The sequence below is a fragment of the Segatella albensis DSM 11370 = JCM 12258 genome, from assembly GCF_000426565.1.
Taxonomy (GTDB): Bacteria; Bacteroidota; Bacteroidia; order Bacteroidales; family Bacteroidaceae; genus Prevotella; species Prevotella albensis.
In genome coordinates this window covers 65,144-88,238 of record NZ_AUFP01000010.1, presented here as the reverse complement: position 1 = coordinate 88,238, position 23,095 = coordinate 65,144, and the positions used below count along the sequence as shown (strand labels likewise).

The following is a 23,095-nucleotide window of genomic DNA, read 5'->3' as shown; positions in this document are numbered from 1 at the left end:
TGCAGCGAACTATAGGGTAAATAGGTAGAATTTTTTTTTGATTTAAACAAATAAGGTTATGAAAAAATTATTGATCGTAATGGCAATGGTCGGTCTTACTTTGAGCGCAAACGCTCAGGAAGACGCAACACCAGAATTGAAGTACAGTGTTGCTACTAATTCATTCTGGAGCAACTGGTTTGTCGAGGTAGGTGCAGATTGGAATGCATGGTATTCTAACGAGGAGCACGGACAGGATTTAAGAAGATTACCTCTTCGCAAGTTCCGTTCTAATCCAGGTGCTGCACTTGCTATTGGTAAGTGGTTCACTCCAGGTCTTGGTCTTCGTACAAAGGCTCAGGGTATTTGGGGTAAAGCAGTTGTTGATGGTGATAACTATGGTAACTGCAACAAGTATTGGACTTTGAACGAGCAGGTAATGTTCAACTTGAGCAACCTGTTCTGTGGTTACAATGAGAACCGTGTATGGAATGTTATCCCATTCGCTGGTGCTGGTGTTTCTCGTTCAATGACTTATAACAGATATGGTTTCGTAGCTAGCGTTGGTGTTCAGTCTTCTTGGAAGGTTGCTAAGCACCTTAATGTATATGCTGAAGGTGGTTGGAACCTTATGAGTGGTGATGCTGACGGTGTTGCTGCTGCTCCACGTCATCGTGGTTGGGACAACCAGGACAACCAGCTTTATGCAGAGGTTGGTCTTCAGTTCAACCTTGGTAAGTCTACTTGGAACAAGGTTCCTGATGTAGATGCTTTGAACGCACTTCATCAGTCACAGATCGATGCTCTGAAGAACCAGCTTAACGATGCTAATGCAGAGAACGAGCGTCTTAAGACTCTTCTTGCTAACCAGAAGGCAGCTGAAACAACTAAGGAGTTCGTTAACACTCCAATCTCTGTATTCTTCAACCTTGGTAAGTCAACAATCGCTTCTCAGAAGGATCTCGTAAACGTACAGGCTCTTGCTAAGTATGCAAAGGACAATGGTTCTAAGCTTGTTGTTAACGGTTATGCTGATAAGGCAACTGGTTCTGCTGAGTTCAACAAGAAGTTGTCTGAGGCTCGTGCTAACACTGTAGCTAAGGAACTTGTTAAGATGGGTGTTGATAACGCTAACATCGAGGCTAAGGGTAACGGTGGTGTTGAGGAGCTTTCTCCAATCTCTTTCAACCGTCGTGCTACTGTACAGGTTGCTGAGTAATATTGATATTATCAACTCAACTAATATAAGAGAGTGGTTCTTCCGAATCACTCTCTTTTTTGATAAAAAAGTATCTGAAAAATTTGGTAATTCCAAATAAAATCAATACCTTTGCAATCGCCTTACAAAAGTAAGGGGCGTTTAGCTCAGTTGGTTTAGAGCATCTGCCTTACAAGCAGAGGGTCGGCGGTTCGAATCCGTCAACGCCCACTAGGGGTGAGCCTTGTAATTCTTCGGAATTGCAGGGTTTTTTTGTTTTTTCTGAGTGTGTATATTTGCTGAGCCCAGAGAGAACATCTGTTGTGATTGTATGGAGCCTAAATCGTGTTAAGTATTAAAATATGTAAAAATATAGACGACGATTTGGTAATTTCAAATAAAATCAATACCTTTGCAATCGCTTTACAAAAGTAAGGGCGTTTAGCTCAGTTGGTTTAGAGCATCTGCCTTACAAGCAGAGGGTCGGCGGTTCGAATCCGTCAACGCCCACTAGAAGAGTCTTACTGATGTGAGACTCTTTTTTTATGTTTTTAGTTTAACAGAATTCTATTTTTAATTTTATTTATCATTATTAATAAGGCAATTCTCGTTTTAAATGGTTATATTTGCAGTCTATTAATAATACGTATTAGTTATGACCCTTGATCAATTAACAGCCGTATCTCCGATTGACGGACGTTACAGAAGTAAAACGGAACCACTTGCGAACTACTTTTCAGAGTATGCACTTATTAAGTATCGTGTTCGTGTAGAAATTGAGTATTTTATCACATTATGTGAATTACCATTGCCGCAACTAGCAGAATTCGACCATGCTTTATTTGATCGTCTTCGTGATATTTATCGCCATTTCGACGAGAAAGATGCAGCTCGCGTAAAAGATATAGAGAAAACCACAAATCATGATGTAAAAGCCGTAGAGTATTTTATTAAAGAAGAATTTGATAAAATTGGAGGACTTGAAGCATTCAAGGAATTTATCCATTTCGGTCTTACATCACAGGATATCAATAATACCAGTGTACCTCTTTCTATTAAGGAAGCTCTTGAGCAGGTTTATTATCCTCAGATTCAAGAGTTGATCGATCAGTTGCAACAGTATGCAGAAGAATGGAAAGAAGTACCAATGCTTGCCAAGACCCATGGTCAGCCAGCATCACCTACTCGTTTGGGTAAGGAAATCGAGGTCTTTGTTTATCGACTTACAGAGCAGTTGGACCTGTTGAAATCATGCCGTTTCACTGCCAAGTTTGGTGGAGCGACGGGCAACTACAATGCACATCATGTAGCATATCCAACTTATAACTGGAGAGAGTTTGGAAATAAGTTCGTTTCAGAAAAGTTAGGTTTGGAGCGTGAACAATGGACAACCCAGATTAGCAATTATGATCATTTAGGTTCTATCTTCGATGCTATTCGTAGAATCAATACCATAATCATCGATATGGATAGAGATTTCTGGATGTACATCTCTATGGAATATTTCAAGCAGAAGATTAAGGCCGGAGAAGTAGGTTCAAGCGCTATGCCACATAAGGTAAACCCTATCGACTTTGAGAATAGTGAAGGCAATCTCGGTATTGCAAATGCAATTCTACAGTTCTTGGCAATGAAGTTACCAGTGAGCAGATTACAGCGTGACCTTACCGACTCTACAGTTCTTCGAAATATAGGAGTACCACTCGGCCATAGTGTTATTGCCATCCAGAGTACCTTGAAAGGATTAAGGAAATTAATCCTTAACGAAGCAAAGATAGAAGAAGATCTGGACAATACATGGGCAGTCGTTGCAGAAGCTATCCAGACCATCTTACGTCGTGAAGCTTATCCGCATCCTTACGAAGCCTTGAAGGCTTTGACGAGAACGAACAAGACCATGACAGAGGAGACTATTCATGAATTTATCCAAGGATTGAATGTCAGTGAAGAGGTAAAGGCCGAACTTATGGCCATCACCCCTCATAATTATACGGGAATGTAGTATTCTACAAATATAAACATTAAACTAATAAATAGTACAATTTAATTATCAACAGGCCGTGAGGCTAAAAAGAGAAAAGAAAATGGATACAGAATTTGAAAACAAACCTCAGGATTCGTCTGCAGCAGACAATAATGAGAGCAGCCGTGAAGGCTACAACCCAGCAGGCGGTTATCAACGAAATTACCGTGGAAATGGGCGTCCATTGCGTCCACGTATTCACAGTCAGCGCACATACAGTTCATCAAGAAGTATGAGCAACGACGAAGGTGGTTTCCGTCCAGAAGGCTTTGGAGCAGGTCTCCAGAGTGGTAATGAGCGCCCACAGCGTAGTTTCCAGCCAAGAGGCGGATACAACAACAATCGTGGTGGTGGCTATCAGTCAAGGGGTGGCTACAATAATAACCGCGGTGGTTATCAGTCTCGTCAGCAGGGAGGTTATCGTCCTCGTTACAACAATAACGAAGAGGAAGGTGGCTACCAGCCAAGGGGTGGATATAATAACCATGGTGGTTATCAGTCACGTGGCGGTTATAACAACAGCAATCGTGGTGGCTATAACAACAACCGTTCAGGTTATGGAAACAATCGTGGCGGCTATCAGTCACGCGGTGGTTACAACAGCAATCGTGGAGGTTACAACAATAATCGTGGCTATCGTCCGCATTCAGCAGATTACGATCCAAATGCTAAGTATAGCATGAAGAAGCGTATCGAATATAAGGAAGAGAATATCGATCCAAATGAGCCAATTCGTTTGAACAAATATCTTGCCAATGCAGGTGTTTGCTCACGTCGTGAGGCAGATGAATACATCCAGGCAGGAGTTGTTTCTGTAAATGGCGAAGTCGTTACAGAACTTGGTACAAAGGTTGTTCGTACCGATGAAGTTAAGTTCCATGATCAGACCGTTTCTCTGGAGAAGAAAGTTTATGTATTGTTGAACAAGCCAAAGGATTATGTTACTACAAGTGACGATCCACAGCAGCGCAAGACCGTTATGGACCTTGTCAAGGATGCATGCCCAGAGCGTATCTATCCAGTAGGTCGTCTCGACCGTAACACCACAGGTGTACTTCTTCTTACCAACGATGGCGACTTAGCAAGTAAGTTGACACATCCAAAGTTCTTGAAGAAGAAAGTCTACCACGTACATCTCGATAAGAATGTTACAGCTCATGATCTTCAGCAGATTCGTGATGGTATCACATTGGAGGATGGAGAAATCCAGGCAGACGCAGTAGATTACGCAGATGAGCGCGACAAGAGCCAGGTAGGTATCGAGATTCATAGCGGCAAGAACCGTATCGTTCGTCGTATTTTCGAGAGCCTAGGCTATCGTGTAGTAAAATTGGATCGTGTACAGTTCGCAGGACTTACCAAGAAGAATCTTCGCCGTGGCGATTGGCGCTTCCTCACAGAGAAGGAAGTAGATATGCTTCGCATGGGAGCCTTTGAATAAACAAACACAAACAGATACAAATGAAAAGAACAAAAGTTGTTGATGCTCTTCAGAGTACCGACTTTGGTAAAGACATTAATGTAAAGGGATGGGTACGTTCCCATCGAAGCAGCAAAGCTGTCGACTTCATAGCTTTGAATGATGGCTCTACAATAAAGAATATCCAGATTGTAGTAGATCCTGCTACAATGGACGCAGACGCTTTAAAGAGCATAACCACAGGCGCTTGTATCAGCGTAGTAGGTACACTCGTAGAGAGTCAGGGTAAGGGCCAAGCATCAGAGATACAGAGCAAGGAGATAGAAATCTATGGACTTTGTCCTAACGACTATCCAATGCAGAAGAAAGGCCAGAGTTTCGAGTATATGCGTAAATATGCTCATCTCCGCCTTCGTACAAATACCTTTGGAGCAGTTTTCCGTATTCGTCATAATATGGCAATTGCTATCCATAAGTATTTCCACGAGCATGGATTCTATTATTTCAACACCCCACTGATCACAGCAAGTGATGCCGAAGGTGCCGGTGAGATGTTCCAGGTAACAACACTAGACTTGAACCGTACCGGTAAGGATGGTGAAGTTGCTTACGACCGCGATTTCTTCGGTAAGAAGACCAACCTTACCGTAAGTGGTCAGCTTGAAGGCGAGCTTGGCGCTACAGCCTTAGGAGCTATCTACACCTTTGGTCCAACCTTCCGTGCAGAGAATTCCAATACACCTCGCCACTTGGCAGAGTTTTGGATGATTGAGCCAGAGGTAGCCTTCCTTGATCAGGAAGGACTGATGGATCTCGAGGAAGACTTTATTAAATACTGTGTACGTTGGGCACTTGATAACTGCAAGGACGATCTTGAGTTCCTGAACAAGATGATCGATAAGACCCTTCTTCAGACACTGGAGTCAGTAGTCAAAGAAGACTTTGTACGTCTTCCTTACACAGAAGGAATCAAGATTCTTGAGGAAGCAGTAAAGAACGGTCACAAGTTCGAGTTCCCTATCACCGGTTGGGGTATGGATCTGAGCAGTGAGCACGAGCGCTATCTCGTAGAGGAGCACTTCAAGCGTCCTGTTATCATGACCGATTATCCTAGTGAGATCAAGGCCTTCTATATGAAGAAGAATCCAGATGGCAAGACCATGCAAGGAACAGACGTACTGTTCCCACGTATTGGTGAGATCATCGGTGGATCAGTTCGTGAAGAGAGCTATGATAAGTTGATTGGTGAAATCGAGTCACGTGGAATGGAGAAAGAAAGCTACAGTTGGTATCTCGATACCCGCAAGTACGGTTCTTGTCCACATGCAGGATTCGGTCTTGGTTTCGAACGACTTATCCTGTTTGTTACGGGAATGCAAAACATCCGCGATGTTATACCTTTCCCTCGTACTCCGAAGAATGCAGAATTCTAAACATAACAAAAAACCTTTCCTCGAGAAGAGGAAAGGTTTTTCTTTATAAGATAATGGTTCTGAACCAGTCTTTTAATATTCCTTTATATTGGTCTTGACTGTCCGCACATAAGATAACCACCTGTCTTCCATCCTTAAGTTTCGGACCGAGACACATACCTTCATAGTTTGCCAGATTATACGATGTGAAATTAATTCGCGTCTTCCATCTTGCCACGAATTGCTTCCTGTGATGTCCGGGCAATATACGATACACCTTGTTTTGCACCCAACTGCCCACCTTAAGGTCAGTTACATAAAACTCCCTTTCCAGTACGAGTAGAGTACCATCACCGAGAGCCAGCAATTCCGACACCCCATAAGCATGCTCGTTTACCGGTTTGTTATCCTCTATTTCAGGAGTATCCATGCGATAACTGTATTCCTTCACCTCATTCAAGTCCTCATCCAGTTCCTTCAGTCTCAACAGATATTTCTGGTCACCCTTCAGTGTACTCTCATTGATGGTATAGAAATGTCTTTTGTTCGCATCAAAACACAAACTTTCGATGATACGGTTATGCTCACCATACTTCTTGAAGTCCTCAATCGTTACAGTCTTCAACACCTTATCCCCTTCAACCTCCTGGATTGTCGAGTTCTCCTCGTTGCCGATATACAGATGCTTGTTGAACGGATTGAAAGCGATAGCCTCCTCGTCCATGTTCTTATCACCAGTTTTGGTGAACCCCATATTCCTGACATTCACGATCTGCCCCTCCTTATCAAAGGTGATATCAAAGATATAATATCCGGCACTAGGAAATTTATCAGTGATCAGCGCATACCTACTTCCCTTGATATGCGTGATACCGCTATAATTTCCCGGTGGAATACTCGGAAAATATTTCTGTTTGTTCACCTTTACCGACTTAGAGATATCAGCATCCTGTATTGTACCATTCCATACGATCGTGTCCACTTTGTTCGACCTGTTCGCATAAACGATAATCTGAGGCAATTGCACATTAAGTTCAATCTCCTTGTTTTGTGCAAAAGTCGTGAGAGGTAATAATGTTAATCCTAAAAATACTAATCTTTTGAACATAACCTATTGAATTCTAAATTGGCTACAAAGATATATAAAAATGTAACAAATACCATTAGAAATACCATAAATTTAAAAAAACTTCTATTTATTTTGTATTCCGGTCAAATTGCCGTATCTTTGCAATTCAAGAAGAAAAAGGAAAAATAAAACAATAATGGGAAAGATAATTTTGACGGGCGACCGTCCAACTGGTAAACTTCACTTAGGTCATTATGTAGGAAGTCTTCGCCGCCGCGTAGAACTCCAGAACGCGGGTGATTACGACCGCATGTTCGTATTCATGGCTGATGTGCAAGCCCTTACCGATAATGCAGATAATCCAGAGAAGATACGCCAGAATATCATAGAGGTAGCTCTCGATTACCTGTCAGCAGGACTTGATCCTACCAAGTGTACGCTTTATATCCAGAGTCAGATACCAGAGCTTGCCGAACTTACCACCTATCTGATGAATATCGTTAGTGTGAGTCGAGTACAGCGTAATCCTACCGTCAAGACAGAAGTAAAGATGCGTGGTTTCGAAGGTGATTCCATCCCATTGGGCTTCTTCTGTTATCCAGTATCTCAGGCCGCGGATATCGCAGCATTCAAGGCAACGACGATTCCTGCCGGTGAGGATCAGAACCCAATGATTGAACTTTGTCGCGAACTTGTTCGCCGTTTCAATGAAACCTATGCACCTGTATTGGTAGAACCTAAAATCATGTTGCCGGAGAACGCCACAGCACGTCGTCTTCCGGGTACTGATGGAAAGGAAAAGATGAGTAAGAGTCTTGGCAACTGCATCTATCTTAGCGATGACAAGGACACCGTATGGCAGAAGATTCGTGGTATGTATACCGATCCAACCCATCTGAATGTCAGCGACCCAGGTCATGTAGAAGGAAATGCCGTATTTACATATCTCGACGCCTTCTCTACCGATCAGGATTTTGCCGACTTCTGGCCGGAATTCAAGAATCTTGATGAACTGAAGGCTGCCTATACAGCCGGTGGCATTGGTGATATGAAATGCAAGAAGATGCTTAATAATGTCATCAACCGCATGCTTGATCCTATCCGTGAGCGTCGTCATGAGTACGAGCAGGATATTCCGGAAATCTATAACATCCTGAAGAAGGGTAGTATCGAAGCTCGTGAGACCGCTGCACAGACTATGGACGAAGTTCGCAAGGCTATGCAGATTGACTATTTCAACGATGCAGCTTTGATTCAGCAACAAGCAGAAAAGTTCAGAGCAAAGTAAATAAAAACTGAAGATATCGAGAAAGTGGATTCTACTGTTAGAATCCACTTTTTTATGATAAGAATCCTTTCTGATAAGATATTTTAAGAATTCAATACATTATTGTTAAAAAAACAAATAGCTAACAGGGTAGTAGTATTTCTGTTAGGAAAGTAATAATTTTGTATTTACTAAAAGAACATACATCGTTTTCTACGATATAAAGATTAATCCACAATAAATTATAACATGAAGACAAAGTTTATACAAGTTGCCACCTTTTTATCCATGTTCCTCGCTATTCCCGCTTATGGTCAGACAAACAAGCATGAAATTCGCGCCAACTTTGGAATGGGAGTAGATTCACATGTCAAGGACGTATGTAATCAATACATAGAAAACTTTGATATGGAAAATTCATCACCATTCGGTTTGAGAGGTTTACAAGCGGCAGGCACCCTAGAGTACTTCTACCATCTAAATAAACATTGGGCGATAGGAGCCAACCTTGGTATAGCAGAGTCCGAAGCCGAAGCCCGAGTAAAGTGGGGTGACAAGGCAAAGGATGGCGATACCTTCTCATATGTCTTTGGTGGTATAATATATTGTTTATTTCCAACATCGGATATACAAATCCACACCAATTCCCAGTTCTTGATGCCCTCTGTGAAATATTCATGGATAGCCAGCAACCATTTCCGATTATACACAAAAGCAGCCTTAGGAATTCAACATTATAAGTTGGATGCAATAGGAAAAAGCAACTCCTATCCCGAGACCCATGAGAACAATTGCAAAGTAGCTTATCAGTTCTCACCGGTCGGAATAGAAGTTGGTGGAGAGCGCATGCGCGGATTTCTCGAATTAGGTTATGGTAAGCAGGGACTATACAATATCGGTATATTAGTGAACCTATAACAGCGAAGACATCTTCTGCGCATCGCGATACTTCGATCAGAAGAGAGTGACCGTGAACAATCTCCTATTCCGTGACATTTGTCTAGAAGTGTTCCGAAGATCATAAAAAGTAATTGGAAGAAGATTTTGAGGAACAATATCTCGAGGCATTAAGAGTATAGTTTTTATGCAGTTAACTTCATCTGCTTATGTAGTTAACAGCATCGCTTTACGCAATTAATTGCGTAGCCTTACGAAGTTAACTGCATCAGCTTGCGCAGTTAACTACGTCAACAAAGACATTAAGACAGGTTATATCATCTTGATAGCCTTTTCGAGTAATTCGATGATTTGTTGCACCTCCAGGTTAGGTTCGAGGAAGATGACGCTCCATCCCGTAAGTTGAAAATCAGTTCCCAGTCGTAAGTCATTAATCTTACCACTTCTCAGAAACATTCGAGCCTGTTCCCGGTTTCTATTATAATAGAATTCAATATAATACTCCTGGTTATCAGCCTTACCAAACATTTTATCATCGAGGATAGAATCATGTTTAGCAAAATACACATTTACCGAGAAGCGTTCCGGGTTGATACAGAAATTATTATTTTCGAATCTACTCTTTGCCCCCTCCTGCTGCCATACAGCATATTTACGAACCTCCTCTTTGAGGATTCTCACAAAATCGCGAGCACTATTCTTATTGAATTCCAAGAAAGCCCGTTTATCATAGTCGAGCGAATACACCTCCATATAGATTCTACAAGGATATTTTTGTGCTTTAATATCTTTCCCTTCATATTCCGCATATTTAGCATCCGTACCAATCTTGAACGCCTTGTCAAACGCTTTAGATTGATATTCGCCAATAACCTGTTGTGCATAGAAGTTTGTGCAGACCAGCAATAAAGATAGTAATAATGCGATACGTTTCATGATATTTGTTTTTATATGGCAAATATAATGTTTTTATACTAATTATTTTATAAACACAGCATTATTTTACTTTTTGATTTCAATTTAATGAATAGCCATGTTCAGAAGTTTAAGTTCCTCATTATTCATGCGGATTCATTTCTCCCAGTCTTCATCTAATACGAAGTTTATTGATATCATTTTTAGTGCATCCTAATAAATAATACGAAGACAATACAAACACACAATATCTTTTTCATCTTCTTATAAGATGTTGAAATTATAGATATTATTTGGGCAATGTCTTTGTTTTCCTACATCAAACCGCAACCTCATTGCATCACATATCATTGAACAACTGTTGTATATCTTTGTTTTCCTACATCAAACCGCAACTCATGAAGTTGGTGAGAAGATAGGTAGCTGTTTAATTATTAAGATTTCGTAAAATTATCATTATTTTTTGGAAATTCCAAATTTATTTCTCATATTTGCAATCAGATAAGTATTTTTCCTACATCTTATCGCAATAAGGCAGTAATTGCCGAAGGATGTTATCCTATACTCCCGCTTTGGTGGGAGTTTTTTTATGTATTTTTGTATCACATGAATACGAGAGATTCTCAAATACTTCGTTTGGCATTGCCTTCAATCATTTCCAACATCACAGTACCTCTTCTGGGATTGGTAGATGTTGCTATCGTTGGACATATCGGTAATGCACGTTATATCGGTGCTATTGCAATAGGATCGATGCTCTTTAATGTTATCTACTGGATATTCGGCTTCCTGCGCATGGGTACGGGAGGTATGACCTCGCAGGCTTATGGGCGTAGAGATCTCGGGGAGGTGTTGCGTACTCTTATCCGTACATTGACCATCGGCTTTGCTATCGGAACTCTGTTCGTCCTTTTACAATGGCCTATACTTCATGTGGGTATGTTGGCGATGAAGCCGGAAGCGAATATGCTCAGTTTGGCTTATGATTATTGTCGTATCGTGATATGGGGCGCTCCCGCTATGCTCAGCCTTTATGGACTTACCGGTTGGTATGTCGGTATGCAGAATACTCGTATACCGATGGTGGTGTCTATCATCCAAAATGTGGTGAATATCATAGCTAGTGTGTGCTTCGTCTTTGTCCTTCATTTGGATATCCAAGGGGTGGCCTTGGGAACGGTGATAGCACAATGGAGTGGGGTGCTCCTGGGACTCTTGTTGTTGTGGAGAATCTATGGGCGACGTCTGCGACCGTATCTGTATCAGAATACGGATGGGGATGGTATAGCGATATTCTCGAGAGTCGCTTTGTCGCGTTTCTTCTCCGTGAACCGTGACATCTTTGTGCGCACCTTGTTCTTGGTGGCCGTATTCCTGTTCTTTACGGCAGCCGGTTCTCGGCAGGGGACAATGGTATTGGCGGTAAATACGTTACTTATGGAGTTCTTTACCATATTTTCTTATTTCAGCGATGGCTTTGCTTATGCCGGTGAAGCTCTTGCCGGAAAATATTATGGAGCACGAAACGAGAAGGCTTTTCATGAGGTAGTGCGCCGACTGCTCAGAATCGGTTTTATCATCACGATATTCTTTACCTTATTATATGCTATAGGTGGCCGACAATTTCTGTCACTCCTTACGAGTGACACCGCTGTCGTAGAGTCTTCTATGGAATTCTTTGGTTGGGCTGTTGCTATTCCACTGGCCGGAATAACAGCATTTATGTTGGATGGTGTGTTTGTTGGTATCACCGATACCAAGGCCTTATTGTCATCATCAGTCTTGGCATCGGTAATATTCTTTATCGTTTATTTCTCTTGTCGCAGTATGTTGGGCAACCATGCGCTTTGGTTAGCTTTTATCCTCTATCTTGCCACAAGAGGAATCGTTGAGGCTGTTGTGTACCGTAGGTATTAGACGAGTTTGATGCTCATCGGACTTACGGTAATCAAGTGTCGCTTGTACAGGTCTCCAACGGCACGTTTAAACACTTTCTTACTTACGTGAAAACGTTCGTAGATATCATCGGCTTCGCTCTTGTCACCTAAGTCGCATACACCCTCGTTATCCTTCAGATATTGTAGGAGCTCCTCCGAGAAGTTTTTGGTCTGTGCCATTCCGGTCTGTTGCAGGGCAACATCGAGTTTGCCATCCAGACGTACTCTGCTGATGTATCCCTTCACTTTATCACCCGTATGGATGTATTGGAATATCTGGTCTTTGTAGAGTAGACCGCTGAACTTGTTGTCGACGATGACCTTGAAGCCCAGATCGGTTTTCTGCCATACCAGTAGGTCAACGGCATCACCATGCTTGTATTGTGGACGTTCCTTTGATAGGTAGCGTTCTATCTTTGCCGATGCAACGATGCGATAGCTCTCTTCATCGATATGGATGTGTACGATGTAGCTATTGTCGATTTCCATCTTCTTCTTCATCTCGCGGAAAGGACAGAACAAGTCTTTCAGTACACCCCAGTTGAGAAAAGCACCATACTCGTTGACCCAACTGCATTCTAGATAGGCAAAGTCGCCTACCTTTGCGAGTGGTTGCTCGGTGGTGGCGATAGGTCGCTCCTCCTGATCGAGATATACAAAGCATTCTATCTCATCGCCTGGTTTTACTCCTTCGGGAACATATTTCTGTGGCATGAGGATGTCTCCTTCATCGCCTCCTTCCAGATAGAGTCCGAAAACTTCTCCGAATCCTTCTCGTAATGCCTTTTCCTTGACTTTGAGTGTGTTGTAGTCGCCTATCTTTACTTTTTTCATATTATATCTCGTTTATCTCGTCATTGTTATGTTCACGATCTCCATCCTTTGTGGTCTCCCCGATGATGAGGCCATCCTTCAGGTGGATGGTGCGGTCGGTGGTCTTCGCAAGTTCTTCGTCATGTGTCACGATGACAAAGGTTTGTCCGAACTTATCTCTCAGGTCGAAGAAGAGTTGGTGCAGTTCTGCCTTGTTTTTCGTGTCCAGACTTCCAGACGGTTCATCAGCCAAGATCACGGCTGGATGGTTTACCAATGCACGGGCTACGGCGACGCGCTGCTTCTCACCACCCGAGAGTTCCGCCGGTTTATGGTTGGCTCTCTCTGATAGGTTCATGAAGTCGAGCAACTCTTCGGCACGGGCTTTCGCTTCGCTTCGGCTCTGTCCGCTGATGAAGGCTGGAATCATGATGTTTTCCAGAGCTGTGAACTCTGGCAGAAGTTGATGAAACTGAAATACGAAACCAAGATGTTGGTTGCGGAAGTCGCTCAGCTTCTTGGTAGACAGTTGGCTTACGTCGATGCCATCGATGGTGATGTCGCCGGAGTCAGGCTTGTCTAGTGTACCGATGATCTGCAGTAAAGTAGTTTTGCCGGCACCAGAAGGTCCGACGATACTTACCACCTCACCTTTATTTATATGTAGGTCGATGCCTTTCAGCACTTCCAATTTTCCAAAACTTTTGGTTATACCCTTAATGTCTATCATATTTATAGTATTAATGTATTCTGTTTATATTGAATCGTTTCCTCAGCCAAGCAATCAACAGCTCATAAGCACTTTGCTGCTCCTGATGTTGTGACTCAGCGAAGCTCATGGTGTCGTTGGCCTTTCCATATTGGTCAGGGAAAAGTATGATGAGATTCTTCCCGGAGAAATATCTGGTGAGTTCATCCGGTAGTCGTTCCAAGGCAGACTTATACGACACGGTGCCTTTGCGCGCTGTTATGACAACGAAGAGATGATCTTCGGCAATACTACTTGCCAGTTTAGGCATCTCGTTCCAGTGTTCCATCTCGCGATATTCCGCTCTAGTCTCTGCATATTGGTTCTGAACAAATTCATTGATGAGAGCCAGCGTATCCCTTCTTCCATGAAATAGAATTCTGCAATCAAGGTTTCTTGCCAGTCTTACCAGTCGTTCTATCCATCGGTAGAATCCTGGTTCGAATTCTGCCCTTGATGGTACAGCCACCTGTATTCTGCGAATCGTATTCAAAGGTTGGTTGAGGCGGGCCATGATGATCTGTCTGCTTAGTCCGTTGAACAGACTCTGATGGAATTCTCCCCAGAACCTTCTCGAAACTTCCTTGTGCATGTGCATTCCGATGATGATCTCACTCGCCTGGAATTCCTTGAAGGCATGCTTGATGCCATTGGCGATGTTGGCGGCGATTCTCACCTGCGTCTGCATCTTCACATCGGCTGATGCTGCATGTTTCACGCATTGCTCCAGTAGTTGTCGCCCTTGCTGTTGGTTGTATCTCATATCCTTGTCGTCATATACGACATTGAGAGCTACAAGTCCCCTGTTCAGTTTCTGGTTTCTCATCAATATCGCCAGACTGATCAAGTTGTCGGCATATTCCTCATATCGAACAGGTATGAGAATCTTCTCATCGTCCGATTTCTTGTCATCTTCTCCGGGAAGTGTCTTGTCGTGAAGTATGATCTGGCGAGATGACCAGTCGGTGACGAGTGACGAAAGAATACAAGTTACTAGAATCATTCCCACAACACCGTTGAGCATATCGTTGTCGACGAGATATTTTCCGTTGCCGACGGGCAGTTTCATTCCTACCATTACGATGGCGATGGCTCCGGCGGCATGGGCCGAGGTGAGTCCGAACATCATGTGGCCTGAAGATAAGGGCATGCGGAAGCCGATACAGGCTATATAGGATGCTAACCATTTGCCTAAGGTACCGAAAACGACGATACAGAACATCACCCAAAGAATATGACTGCCCGTGAATAACAAGCGGACATTGATGAGCATGCCTACACCGATAAGAAAATAGGGGATGAAGAGTGCACTACCGATGAACTCCAGTCGATTCATGAGTGGAGACACGTGTGGGATGAAACGGTTTAGAATGAGACCGGCAAAGAATGCTCCGAAGATGCCTTCTACTCCTGCTAATTGAGACAGTGATGCACTCATGAAGAGCATGGCCATCACGAAGATGAATTGCATCACGGCATCGCTATATTTGCGCAGGAAGCGGCGCGTAAACCTCGGTATCAAGAAGATCATTGCCGCACAATATATCGCAAACTTCAATACGAAGATGGCCCAAAAGGCGATTCCGTCTTCATTTTTGAAGGAGGCCACGATGGAGGCTAGTGTTACCAGTGATAGTAAAAGGGAAAGCATGCTGGAACCCACGCTGAGGGATACACATAACTTGTTTTGCAGTCCGTATCTTGTCACGATGGGGTAGCTTACTAAGGTGTTCGAGGCCATGATACATCCCAGTAGCAGGGCGGCAGTAGGAAGGTAGCCGAGAAGGAATGTCCCCATCCAGTAGGTGAGGGCAATGGGAATCAAGAATGTGAGTAGTCCGAAAACAAGCATCTGATATTTAGAACGCTTGATACCTTCCATGTCCATCTCCAGAGCCGCCAGAAACATGATATAATACAATCCCACTTTTCCGAAGAGTTCAAAGGAATTGTCTCTCTCCAGAATGTTGAGACCATATTTTCCCACCAATATTCCTGCCAATACCATACCGATAAGATGCGGAATCCTCAACTTACCCATGATGATAGGTGAGAAAAGGATGATGAGCATCACGACAAAGAAGATGAGTGTCGGGTCGGTGATTGGAAAATATTGTGATATGTTAAGCATTTATTGTCTTTTGTTTGCAAAGATACTCTTTTTTTTTATCAGTATCGCTTTTCCTCTTAAGTTTTTTATGTGTGCGCGCGAAGATATGACTTGTGTTACATAAGAATATTATGGTTAAATATGCAATTTGATAGAGATTCATACAAAAAACTGACAAAGTATTGCTTTTATTCATTTAATTTGTTTATTTTTGCAACCGATATACTTCAAACAACTAAAAATAAAGATTATGAAAGTAGCAATTGTTGGAGCAAGTGGAGCTGTAGGACAGGAGTTCCTACGTATCCTTGCAGAGAGAAACTTCCCGATGGACGACTTGGTATTGTTTGGCTCTAAGCGTAGTGCTGGCCGAAAATATACCTTCAAGGGAAAGGAGTATGAGGTAAAACTTTTGCAGCATAATGATGATTTCAAGGATATCGATATAGCATTTACATCAGCTGGTGGCGGTACTTCGGCAGAGTTTGCCGATACAATCACTAAGTATGGTGCTGTAATGATTGATAATAGTAGTCAGTTCCGTATGGATGCTGATGTTCCTTTGGTGGTTCCGGAGATCAATCCGGAGGATGCATTGAATCGTCCAAGGGGTATCATTGCCAACCCTAACTGTACCACAATTATGATGGTTGTAGTGCTCAATCCTATTGAGAAACTCAGTCATATTAAGAAAATCCATATCTCTTCTTATCAGAGTGCTTCTGGTGCCGGTGCCGTAGCAATGGCCGAATTGCAGCAGCAGTATAAAGAGATGGTAGAACTAGGTGAGGTGAAAACTATCGAGAAGTTCCCTCATCAGTTGGCTTACAATGTCATTCCTCAGATTGATAAGATGACGGAAAATGACTATACCAAAGAGGAGATGAAGATGTTCAACGAGACTCGCAAGATTATGCACAGTGATGTTCGTACCAGTGCTACCTGTGTTCGCGTTTCTTCACTTCGCTCACATTCTGAGAGTGTATGGTTCGAAACCGAGAAACCACTTTCTGTAGAAGAGATTCGTGATGCGCTCGGGAAGGCTCCGGGTGTCACCCTTGTTGATGACCCTCAGAATTATATCTATCCAATGCCTCTGGAGAGTGCTGGTAAGGATGATGTCTTCGTGGGTCGTGTGCGCAAGGATCTTGCCGACGACAATAGCAATACTTTATGGCTCACCGGTGATCAGATTCGTAAGGGTGCTGCCCTTAATGCCGTTCAGATTGCAGAATACCTCATCAAGGTGGGTAATGTAAAGTAGGCGATTATAGCTTTTCAGTATAAGAAAAGGTCGGGATTCTTTTTAGATTCTCGGCCTTTCTCTTTGTATTGGTCTGTGCTTACAGCATCTTCTCCAGTTCATCGACAGCGCTGGCGATATCCTGTGCGAAGGTCTGATGGTTGCGAAGGAAATGCTCGTTGCCGTGCGCAAGTAGACGATAGAGTTCTTGGTTCATCTCTATGGTATATTGGTCGATGGCATATTCTATATCATCTTTCTGCCAGTTTATGGATGACTTGGCATAAATATTCCATTTTTGGTGGAAGAAGCAGTAAGCTGATTCTATACTGTCTTTACTAATCATTTTTCTGTTTGTCTTGAAATCTATTGTTGCGCAAAGATACGAAAAAACTGCTTATTCAGAAACTTTGTGTCGATATTATTTTGTATCTTTGCGCCTATGATGAAAACCAGAATCCAGAATCTCCTCACAGAGATGAATAAGAGTATCTATGAGAAGAATAACGAGATAGCACTTTCTCTGTTGGCCGCTTTGGCAGGCGAAAGCATTATATTGTTGGGACCTCCGGGTGTCGCCAAGTCTATGGTGGCTCGTCGCCTGAAGGTTGCTTTCTCTGATGCCAGATCTTTCGAATATCTCATGTCGCGTTTCTCAACCCCTGATGAGATCTTCGGACCGGTGAGTATCTCTAAATTAAAGTCCTCTGACCGGTATGAACGTGCTGTCGACGGATATCTTCCTACCGCCGATGTGGTCTTTCTTGATGAAATATGGAAAGCTGGTCCGGCTATCCAGAATACATTGCTTACCGTGATCAATGAGAAACTCTTCCGTAATGGATCTGCTGAGATGCATCTTCCGTTGAAACTCTTGGTAGCGGCAAGTAATGAGTTGCCTGCTAAGGGCGAGGGACTTGAGGCTTTATGGGATCGTTTCATCATTCGACTGGAATGTCGACCGATCCTTCGGGAACAAAATTTTATCGATATGCTCACGGATGGAACTTCGGAGGTGAAAACTGGTGATACTCAGAAACCTGATGATGCCGTTTCCTTTGAGGCTATCACCAATGATGAATATGCAACGTGGAGCAGTATGATAGATAAAGTTATTCTTGCTCCTGTTGTCATCGATGCAATTCTAAGTATTCGACGGGCTTTGCACAATGTGAATATTGACGATGCAGAGGAACGACGCGATATCTATATTAGTGACCGAAGATGGAAAAATATCGTACGACTGATGCGAACTTCTGCGTTCATACATGACCGTGAACAGTGTGACCTCACGGATGTTATCCCGATGTATCATTGTCTGTGGCAGGAACCAGAGGAGCGTGATGCTGTGCGTAATATTGTTATCCGCGTCGTCTTTGCGCCTTTGGCACAGAAACTTGCAGATTTAAAACAGCAGGTAAACGAGGATATCACTTATCATCGTCAAGAGCATGTGCGTAGTTTCGAGGATGTTATCGAGCAAATTGGTGACGATGTGCGCCATCTGGATGAATCTATCTCTGATAATCTTTTCGTGAGTGAGGATGACTGCTCAGAGATTCGTTCATATCTGAAAGACTTTTACAAAGAGATAGCTTTTACACGCCAAGACCTTGCCAAACTCTACTAATATATATCTTAAGGTTCTGTTGGATTACTGTCAGCATGGTGTAATCCCTTCGTCTCAGAATACAGCTTTCCTGCGTGCGCCGTGGGATAAGCAACGTGATAGACTGATGGATTATCTGTTGGAGTTGATGCGGGATGAACATTATCATACACAGGTGATGACGAGTGCCTTGCGTGGTAAGATGTTCTACTCACAGGTGGGCCATTTTATAACCGACTGCGCTAATCATCAGAAGTTTCAACAGCAACGGGCGTGGACAGAACACCATCGCATAGAGAAAATGTTGGCGATGAGTGAGGTGGAACGTATGGATAAATCTCGTTTCTATGCGCTCCTCGCAGAACTGGACGATAAGCATAGTGAGGATGGCTTTGATAAGGTCTTCTTTGAGGAATTATACCATACTTCCAATCCTTTGGATGAGGCTCTTTGGCAGCGCTTGGCGCATGATTGGCAGGAGTGTATTGACCGGCATGTTGACCGTAAGCTCTCTGAATATATCGCTATCCGTAAGGCTAACTTTGAAACTGCATTACATCGGGTTATGGATCAAGTGTCGCATTATATGAAGCGCAACAATGTAACAGAGGCACAGGCGGCACAAGCATGGGACTTGATGGATGGAATGTGGACGGAGACGGAGTTTGAGCGGCAACTTCGTACGGTGAAGATACAAGACCGTTATCCGGCTATAGGTGAAATCGTGGCCCGTATGGGACGTGTGGCTGATGCTAAAGGAAAGTCGAGACTTACGGTTTCCTCGGGGTTGAGCATGAAGATGGAACATTCCAGTGGCAGTGATATCGAAGGCATCACTATTGGTGATGACTTGAACAGTCTGTTGCCTTCGGAGTTGGCTCAATATACCGATGATGATATGGAGGATATCTTCATCTACAAATATCGTACGCGCCGGTTGCAGACTTTCCGCTATAAGTCGGAGATGAGTAAGCCTTCGCGTAAACTCGGTTTTACGCATGCTTCGCGACGAGGCCCTATGATCGTTTGTATCGATACCTCGGCAAGTATGTATGGTGTTCCTCAGCGTATCACTTCTTCTTTGCTGTCGTTGGTCGAGGAGACAGCAGAACGACTGAACAGGGATTGCTTTCTAATAGACTTCTCGGTATCTGTAAGGGCCATCGACCTGATGCAGCGCCGCAAGGAGAAGCGTATGATGAAAGTAGGCTTTAAGGAGGAAACTGCCAACTTTGAACGTGGCAAGATGCCGTTTATCGGTGGAGGAACGAGTGCTGTCCGCATGATGGAGGTGATGTTTGATTTGTTGGATGATGACAAGCGACATTATGTGAATGCTGATGTACTATGGGTGACGGATTTCATGATACCGATGCCACCGTCACATTATATCCATAAGTTGCACGAATATCGTGAGACGGGTACTAAGTTCTATGGCTTGAAAATCTTATCTCGGGAGGATGAGGAAAGTCATGACTGGGAGCAGTTCTTCGCCCATATCGATACGATTACTTATCATCGGATACGAAGATATTAAGATATTAAGTATAAAGAAACATAAGGGATTATGCAATTTAGATATAAACAGTTTACAATACAACAGGATTATGCCGCTATGAAGGTGGGAACGGATGCCGATCTGTTGGGTACACTTTCTGAGGGTGGAAGAAAGATCCTTGACATCGGCACGGGTACGGGTGTACTTTCATTGATGCTGGCACAGCGTTATCCGCAGTCGGAGATTACGGCCATAGAGATAGACGATCAGGCTATACGCGATGCCGAGGTGAACTTTCGAAACTCTCCGATGGGACAGCGTATCACTCTGCATCATCAATCGTTCCAGGATTTCTATGCTTCGAAGAAAGCCTGTGGAGAATTGGGTATCTTTGATAGTGTCGTGTGCAATCCGCCGTATTTTGACAAAAGTCTGGAGTGTGACAACTTGAGCAAGACGCGAGCACGTCACACCTCGAGTCTTCCTTTTGCCGTTCTCATTCGTGGAGCCTATGAATTATTGCAAGATGGTGGCGTATTCTCCGTATGTATTCCAGGTGAGGTATTGAGCGACTTTTCTGCCGAATGTCTGTTGCAAGGTTTCAGATTGCAGAATCTCTACAAGATCAAGACCGTGCCGCGCAAGGAACCTAAACGATTTGTCCTAGTGCATAAGAAAGGTTGGGTGGATAATCCACAGGAATACGTCTATTGTATGCGGAATGCCGATGGCACCCGTTCGGATTGGTATCTCAATCTGATGAGTGATTTCCACGATGTAAAAGGATAACTATCGATAGATAAAATAGCTGCCACCGTCAGACTGACAATATTTGCGGATTAGAGTCTGTATATATTCAGCATTGGCTCTTACCTGCTCTTCATTGCCGTCGTATCCATTGATAAGTACTACGAAATGTGTAGTGTCGATAGTCATCTTCGTGCGCTCGTTGTCACTTGTTGGTGTTCCGACACCACCTTTCCTGTCACGATATACCGGTAGTCCTTCGATGTTGATCATTCCTCTGCCGATGCCTTCATAAGGTTCGCCGGCTTTTCCAATGCCCAAGGTAAGTGTGTCGCCCTCAAATTTGTCAGCATCAAATCCACCGATACTATATCCATAGGCGATAGAGGCCAAGTTTACCAAGTCGACAAGTGTATCGATTTGATAAAGTTCTTTGTCCTTGAGCATTCTTCGAATGAGCGCCTCGGCAGCAGGGCGATAACGTGAAGGATCTTTACCACAGGCACGATATACACGTCGGGTAGCGGCGATACCCGAAATCTCTTTTAGACTCTCAGTCGTGAGCGTAGCTTTAAACTTTTCACCTAAAGCATGGATTTCATCCCAAAGAGGCTGACAGTATTTACTGTTTACGACCTTTGCCTCAAGACAGGCTCCCACGAAATCAGGACATACAGATTCTATCTCATTAGATACTATTATCTTCATGGTTATATGTGATATGTGTTATCGTAAAAACAAAAAATGCTAAGTGTTGAGAACAACAGCTTAGCATTTGACTCGTGCGCCTGATAGGACTCGAACCTACACGGCGTTCACCACTAGATCCTAAGTCTAGCGCGTCTACCAATTCCGCCACAGGCGCGAGATTCGTTTGCAAAGGTACAAAAATATTTTATACTGAGAAATTTATTGGCGATAAATTTGCATTTTAAGCTAAAAAAGCTTCTTTTCTTGATAGTTTTCTCTATATTTGCACGTGTAAATCTGGTATTTTGAAGAGTTCAATAATAAAATTATAGAATATGAAGAAACATACCGTATTAACCTTAGTGTTTGCAGCCTTTGCGATGTTGACAGCGAAAGCTCAGTCAGAAAAAGTATCAACGACTCTTCCTGTGGAGGGTACCATCGTGAAGGCCAGTGACCCGAATATCCAGTATATGGGACGTGTGCGGATGGAAGATGGCAAGGCCATGTTCAATTTCCCGGGTGTCACGATCCTGTCTAATTTCGAAGGTACGTCTATCAAGATGCTTTGTCGACCGAAGACAGGTTATTTCATGGTCACGATAGATAATAGCAAACCCTTTAAGGTGGGATTCAATGCCCAACGGGATTCTCTCGTGACACTTGCGGTAGCCTTGCCTCAGGGGAAACATACGGTAAGAGCTATGTATTGTATGGAAGGCTTGTTCACTCACCCGGAGTTCAAGGGTTTCGTACTTGATGAGGGTGCCCGTCTGTTACCTCCTCCTGCAATTCCTGAACGTAAGATTGAGTTTATCGGTAATTCGATAACCTGTGGATATGGAGCAGAGAGTGTTGAGAAGACCGATCCTTTCGAAGATGAGACAGAGAATCACTATCTCACGTATGCTAACATTGTGAGTGACTCACTTCATGCCTGGCACACCAGTATCTCAAGAAGTGGAATAGGGGCTTATCGTAATTATGATGGTCCGAAGGAAGGGTCATCAGACAATATGCCTTGGCAATATGAATACACGTTGTTTAATGATCATTCGGAGAAATGGGATTTCTCGAAATATCGTCCACAGTTGGTATGCATCAATTTAGGTACTAATGACCTGTCTACACCTAATTATGATGTCAAACTCTTCGAGAAAAGTTATCGCTCTTTCTTGACTTTGGTGAGAAGTAAATATCCGGAAGCGAAGATCGTTCTCCTTACCGGTTCCATGCTTGAAGACAAGGAAGCAAATATACAGAAGGACGTCTTGAATAGAATCTGCAGAGACTTTAACAAGAAAGGTGATAAGCAAATCTATCGCTTTGATATGAGTCATCAGATGGGTGATTTGGGCTATGGCGCAAGTTGGCATCCGAGTAAGGCGCAACATCAGAAGATGGCCAGTGAACTACTGCCTTATCTCAAGAAACTGATGAACTGGTAAATCGTGTAAGTGGCACGGTGGAAAATAAAAAGAGAAATGACATCCGTCATTTCTCTTTTTATTGTATATGAT

The 23,095-nt window shown here is 43.2% G+C and carries 18 protein-coding genes, 3 tRNA genes and 1 pseudogene; 14 read left to right on the top strand and 8 right to left on the bottom strand.

Annotation, left to right across the window (positions count from 1 at the left end; genetic code table 11):
- Nucleotides 1-58 precede the first annotated feature (58 nt).
- The 6 genes from K333_RS0107415 to asnS all read left to right on the top strand — a co-directional run bounded on the left by K333_RS0107415 (nucleotide 59) and on the right by asnS (nucleotide 6,053).
- On the top strand, nucleotides 59-1,198 hold the full coding sequence (locus K333_RS0107415) for an OmpA family protein (protein WP_024990345.1): 1,140 nt from the start codon (nucleotides 59-61) through the stop codon (nucleotides 1,196-1,198).
- Nucleotides 1,199-1,333: 135 nt separating this feature from the next.
- Nucleotides 1,334-1,408, top strand: a tRNA-Val gene (locus K333_RS0107410).
- Between the two features lie 204 nt (nucleotides 1,409-1,612).
- Nucleotides 1,613-1,687, top strand: a tRNA-Val gene (locus K333_RS0107405).
- Nucleotides 1,688-1,832: 145 nt separating this feature from the next.
- Nucleotides 1,833-3,179, top strand: a complete 1,347-nt coding sequence (purB, locus tag K333_RS0107400; protein ID WP_024990344.1) for an adenylosuccinate lyase — start codon at nucleotides 1,833-1,835, stop codon at nucleotides 3,177-3,179.
- A gap of 82 nt (nucleotides 3,180-3,261) precedes the next feature.
- Complete coding sequence (locus K333_RS0107395) at nucleotides 3,262-4,641, top strand: pseudouridine synthase (RefSeq protein WP_027452520.1); 1,380 nt, start codon at nucleotides 3,262-3,264, stop codon at nucleotides 4,639-4,641.
- Between the two features lie 20 nt (nucleotides 4,642-4,661).
- Entirely contained in the window at nucleotides 4,662-6,053 is a 1,392-nt protein-coding gene (gene asnS, locus K333_RS0107390) for an asparagine--tRNA ligase (protein ID WP_024990343.1), read from the top strand.
- A gap of 43 nt (nucleotides 6,054-6,096) precedes the next feature.
- Here asnS and K333_RS12090 read toward each other — a convergent pair whose 3' ends face one another.
- Nucleotides 6,097-7,140 (bottom strand): esterase-like activity of phytase family protein, encoded by a 1,044-nt coding sequence (locus tag K333_RS12090; protein WP_024990342.1) that lies wholly within the window; start codon nucleotides 7,138-7,140, stop codon nucleotides 6,097-6,099.
- Between the two features lie 157 nt (nucleotides 7,141-7,297).
- On the opposite strand from K333_RS12090, the gene trpS reads away from it, so the two are divergent.
- Nucleotides 7,298-8,389 (top strand): tryptophan--tRNA ligase, encoded by a 1,092-nt coding sequence (trpS, locus tag K333_RS0107380; RefSeq protein ID WP_024990341.1) that lies wholly within the window; start codon nucleotides 7,298-7,300, stop codon nucleotides 8,387-8,389.
- Nucleotides 8,390-8,617: 228 nt separating this feature from the next.
- The gene (locus K333_RS0107375; RefSeq protein ID WP_154653009.1) at nucleotides 8,618-9,286 is read left to right on the top strand and encodes a hypothetical protein; all 669 of its coding nucleotides are present in this window, start codon (nucleotides 8,618-8,620) and stop codon (nucleotides 9,284-9,286) included.
- Between the two features lie 291 nt (nucleotides 9,287-9,577).
- Here the strand turns inward: K333_RS0107375 and K333_RS0107370 are convergent, their stop codons facing one another.
- Nucleotides 9,578-10,201 (bottom strand): hypothetical protein, encoded by a 624-nt coding sequence (locus tag K333_RS0107370; RefSeq protein ID WP_024990339.1) that lies wholly within the window; start codon nucleotides 10,199-10,201, stop codon nucleotides 9,578-9,580.
- 585 nt (nucleotides 10,202-10,786) lie between these two features.
- Here K333_RS0107370 and K333_RS0107365 point away from each other — a divergent pair.
- Entirely contained in the window at nucleotides 10,787-12,097 is a 1,311-nt protein-coding gene (locus tag K333_RS0107365) for an MATE family efflux transporter (RefSeq protein ID WP_027452519.1), read from the top strand.
- Here the strand turns inward: K333_RS0107365 and K333_RS0107360 are convergent.
- From K333_RS0107360 to K333_RS0107350, 3 genes are read right to left on the bottom strand one after another with little or no spacing between them, the layout of a single operon-like run.
- Complete coding sequence (locus K333_RS0107360) at nucleotides 12,094-12,951, bottom strand: CvfB family protein (protein WP_024990338.1); 858 nt, start codon at nucleotides 12,949-12,951, stop codon at nucleotides 12,094-12,096. The two genes, K333_RS0107365 and K333_RS0107360, sit on opposite strands and share 4 nt — an antisense overlap.
- 1 nt (nucleotide 12,952) lies before the next feature.
- A complete protein-coding gene (locus K333_RS12085; RefSeq protein ID WP_024990337.1) occupies nucleotides 12,953-13,660 on the bottom strand; it encodes an ABC transporter ATP-binding protein in 708 nt (235 codons plus the stop codon).
- 10 nt (nucleotides 13,661-13,670) lie between these two features.
- Complete coding sequence (locus K333_RS0107350) at nucleotides 13,671-15,809, bottom strand: cation:proton antiporter (protein WP_027452518.1); 2,139 nt, start codon at nucleotides 15,807-15,809, stop codon at nucleotides 13,671-13,673.
- A gap of 229 nt (nucleotides 15,810-16,038) precedes the next feature.
- Here K333_RS0107350 and K333_RS0107340 point away from each other — a divergent pair, with 229 nt between their 5' ends.
- Nucleotides 16,039-17,052, top strand: a complete 1,014-nt coding sequence (locus K333_RS0107340; RefSeq protein ID WP_024990336.1) for an aspartate-semialdehyde dehydrogenase — start codon at nucleotides 16,039-16,041, stop codon at nucleotides 17,050-17,052.
- A 79-nt stretch (nucleotides 17,053-17,131) separates the two neighbouring features.
- Here the strand turns inward: K333_RS0107340 and K333_RS0107335 are convergent, their stop codons facing one another.
- Entirely contained in the window at nucleotides 17,132-17,377 is a 246-nt protein-coding gene (locus K333_RS0107335; protein WP_024990335.1) for a hypothetical protein, read from the bottom strand.
- Between the two features lie 99 nt (nucleotides 17,378-17,476).
- Here K333_RS0107335 and K333_RS0107330 point away from each other — a divergent pair.
- The 3 genes and pseudogenes from K333_RS0107330 to K333_RS0107320 form a co-directional block, all read left to right on the top strand.
- A pseudogene (locus K333_RS0107330) lies at nucleotides 17,477-18,475 on the top strand (AAA family ATPase); the annotation flags it as partial.
- Nucleotides 18,476-18,644: 169 nt separating this feature from the next.
- On the top strand, nucleotides 18,645-20,177 hold the full coding sequence (locus tag K333_RS0107325; RefSeq protein WP_024990333.1) for a vWA domain-containing protein: 1,533 nt from the start codon (nucleotides 18,645-18,647) through the stop codon (nucleotides 20,175-20,177).
- Nucleotides 20,178-20,207: 30 nt separating this feature from the next.
- Nucleotides 20,208-20,927, top strand: a complete 720-nt coding sequence (locus tag K333_RS0107320) for a tRNA1(Val) (adenine(37)-N6)-methyltransferase (RefSeq protein ID WP_024990332.1) — start codon at nucleotides 20,208-20,210, stop codon at nucleotides 20,925-20,927.
- On the opposite strand, the gene K333_RS0107315 is transcribed toward K333_RS0107320, so the two are convergent.
- Together K333_RS0107315 and K333_RS0107310 are read right to left on the bottom strand one after the other, a co-directional pair.
- Nucleotides 20,928-21,593 carry a B3/B4 domain-containing protein gene (locus K333_RS0107315; RefSeq protein WP_024990331.1) on the bottom strand — a complete coding sequence of 222 codons (666 nt, stop codon included), beginning with the start codon at nucleotides 21,591-21,593 and terminating at the stop codon, nucleotides 20,928-20,930. It lies immediately after the preceding gene.
- Between the two features lie 75 nt (nucleotides 21,594-21,668).
- A tRNA-Leu gene (locus K333_RS0107310) sits at nucleotides 21,669-21,750 on the bottom strand.
- A gap of 160 nt (nucleotides 21,751-21,910) precedes the next feature.
- On the opposite strand from K333_RS0107310, the gene K333_RS0107305 reads away from it, so the two are divergent.
- On the top strand, nucleotides 21,911-23,023 hold the full coding sequence (locus tag K333_RS0107305) for an SGNH/GDSL hydrolase family protein (protein WP_024990330.1): 1,113 nt from the start codon (nucleotides 21,911-21,913) through the stop codon (nucleotides 23,021-23,023).
- Nucleotides 23,024-23,095 lie beyond the last annotated feature (72 nt).

Coding starts and splice junctions, on each gene's coding strand:
- K333_RS0107415 (WP_024990345.1), top strand. CDS start 59: ATGAAAAAATTATTGATCGTAATGGCAATGGTCGGTCTTACTTTGAGC.
- purB (WP_024990344.1), top strand. CDS start 1,833: ATGACCCTTGATCAATTAACAGCCGTATCTCCGATTGACGGACGTTAC.
- K333_RS0107395 (WP_027452520.1), top strand. CDS start 3,262: ATGGATACAGAATTTGAAAACAAACCTCAGGATTCGTCTGCAGCAGAC.
- asnS (WP_024990343.1), top strand. CDS start 4,662: ATGAAAAGAACAAAAGTTGTTGATGCTCTTCAGAGTACCGACTTTGGT.
- K333_RS12090 (WP_024990342.1), bottom strand. CDS start 7,140: ATGTTCAAAAGATTAGTATTTTTAGGATTAACATTATTACCTCTCACG.
- trpS (WP_024990341.1), top strand. CDS start 7,298: ATGGGAAAGATAATTTTGACGGGCGACCGTCCAACTGGTAAACTTCAC.
- K333_RS0107375 (WP_154653009.1), top strand. CDS start 8,618: ATGAAGACAAAGTTTATACAAGTTGCCACCTTTTTATCCATGTTCCTC.
- K333_RS0107370 (WP_024990339.1), bottom strand. CDS start 10,201: ATGAAACGTATCGCATTATTACTATCTTTATTGCTGGTCTGCACAAAC.
- K333_RS0107365 (WP_027452519.1), top strand. CDS start 10,787: ATGAATACGAGAGATTCTCAAATACTTCGTTTGGCATTGCCTTCAATC.
- K333_RS0107360 (WP_024990338.1), bottom strand. CDS start 12,951: ATGAAAAAAGTAAAGATAGGCGACTACAACACACTCAAAGTCAAGGAA.
- K333_RS12085 (WP_024990337.1), bottom strand. CDS start 13,660: ATGATAGACATTAAGGGTATAACCAAAAGTTTTGGAAAATTGGAAGTG.
- K333_RS0107350 (WP_027452518.1), bottom strand. CDS start 15,809: ATGCTTAACATATCACAATATTTTCCAATCACCGACCCGACACTCATC.
- K333_RS0107340 (WP_024990336.1), top strand. CDS start 16,039: ATGAAAGTAGCAATTGTTGGAGCAAGTGGAGCTGTAGGACAGGAGTTC.
- K333_RS0107335 (WP_024990335.1), bottom strand. CDS start 17,377: ATGATTAGTAAAGACAGTATAGAATCAGCTTACTGCTTCTTCCACCAA.
- K333_RS0107320 (WP_024990332.1), top strand. CDS start 20,208: ATGCAATTTAGATATAAACAGTTTACAATACAACAGGATTATGCCGCT.
- K333_RS0107315 (WP_024990331.1), bottom strand. CDS start 21,593: ATGAAGATAATAGTATCTAATGAGATAGAATCTGTATGTCCTGATTTC.
- K333_RS0107305 (WP_024990330.1), top strand. CDS start 21,911: ATGAAGAAACATACCGTATTAACCTTAGTGTTTGCAGCCTTTGCGATG.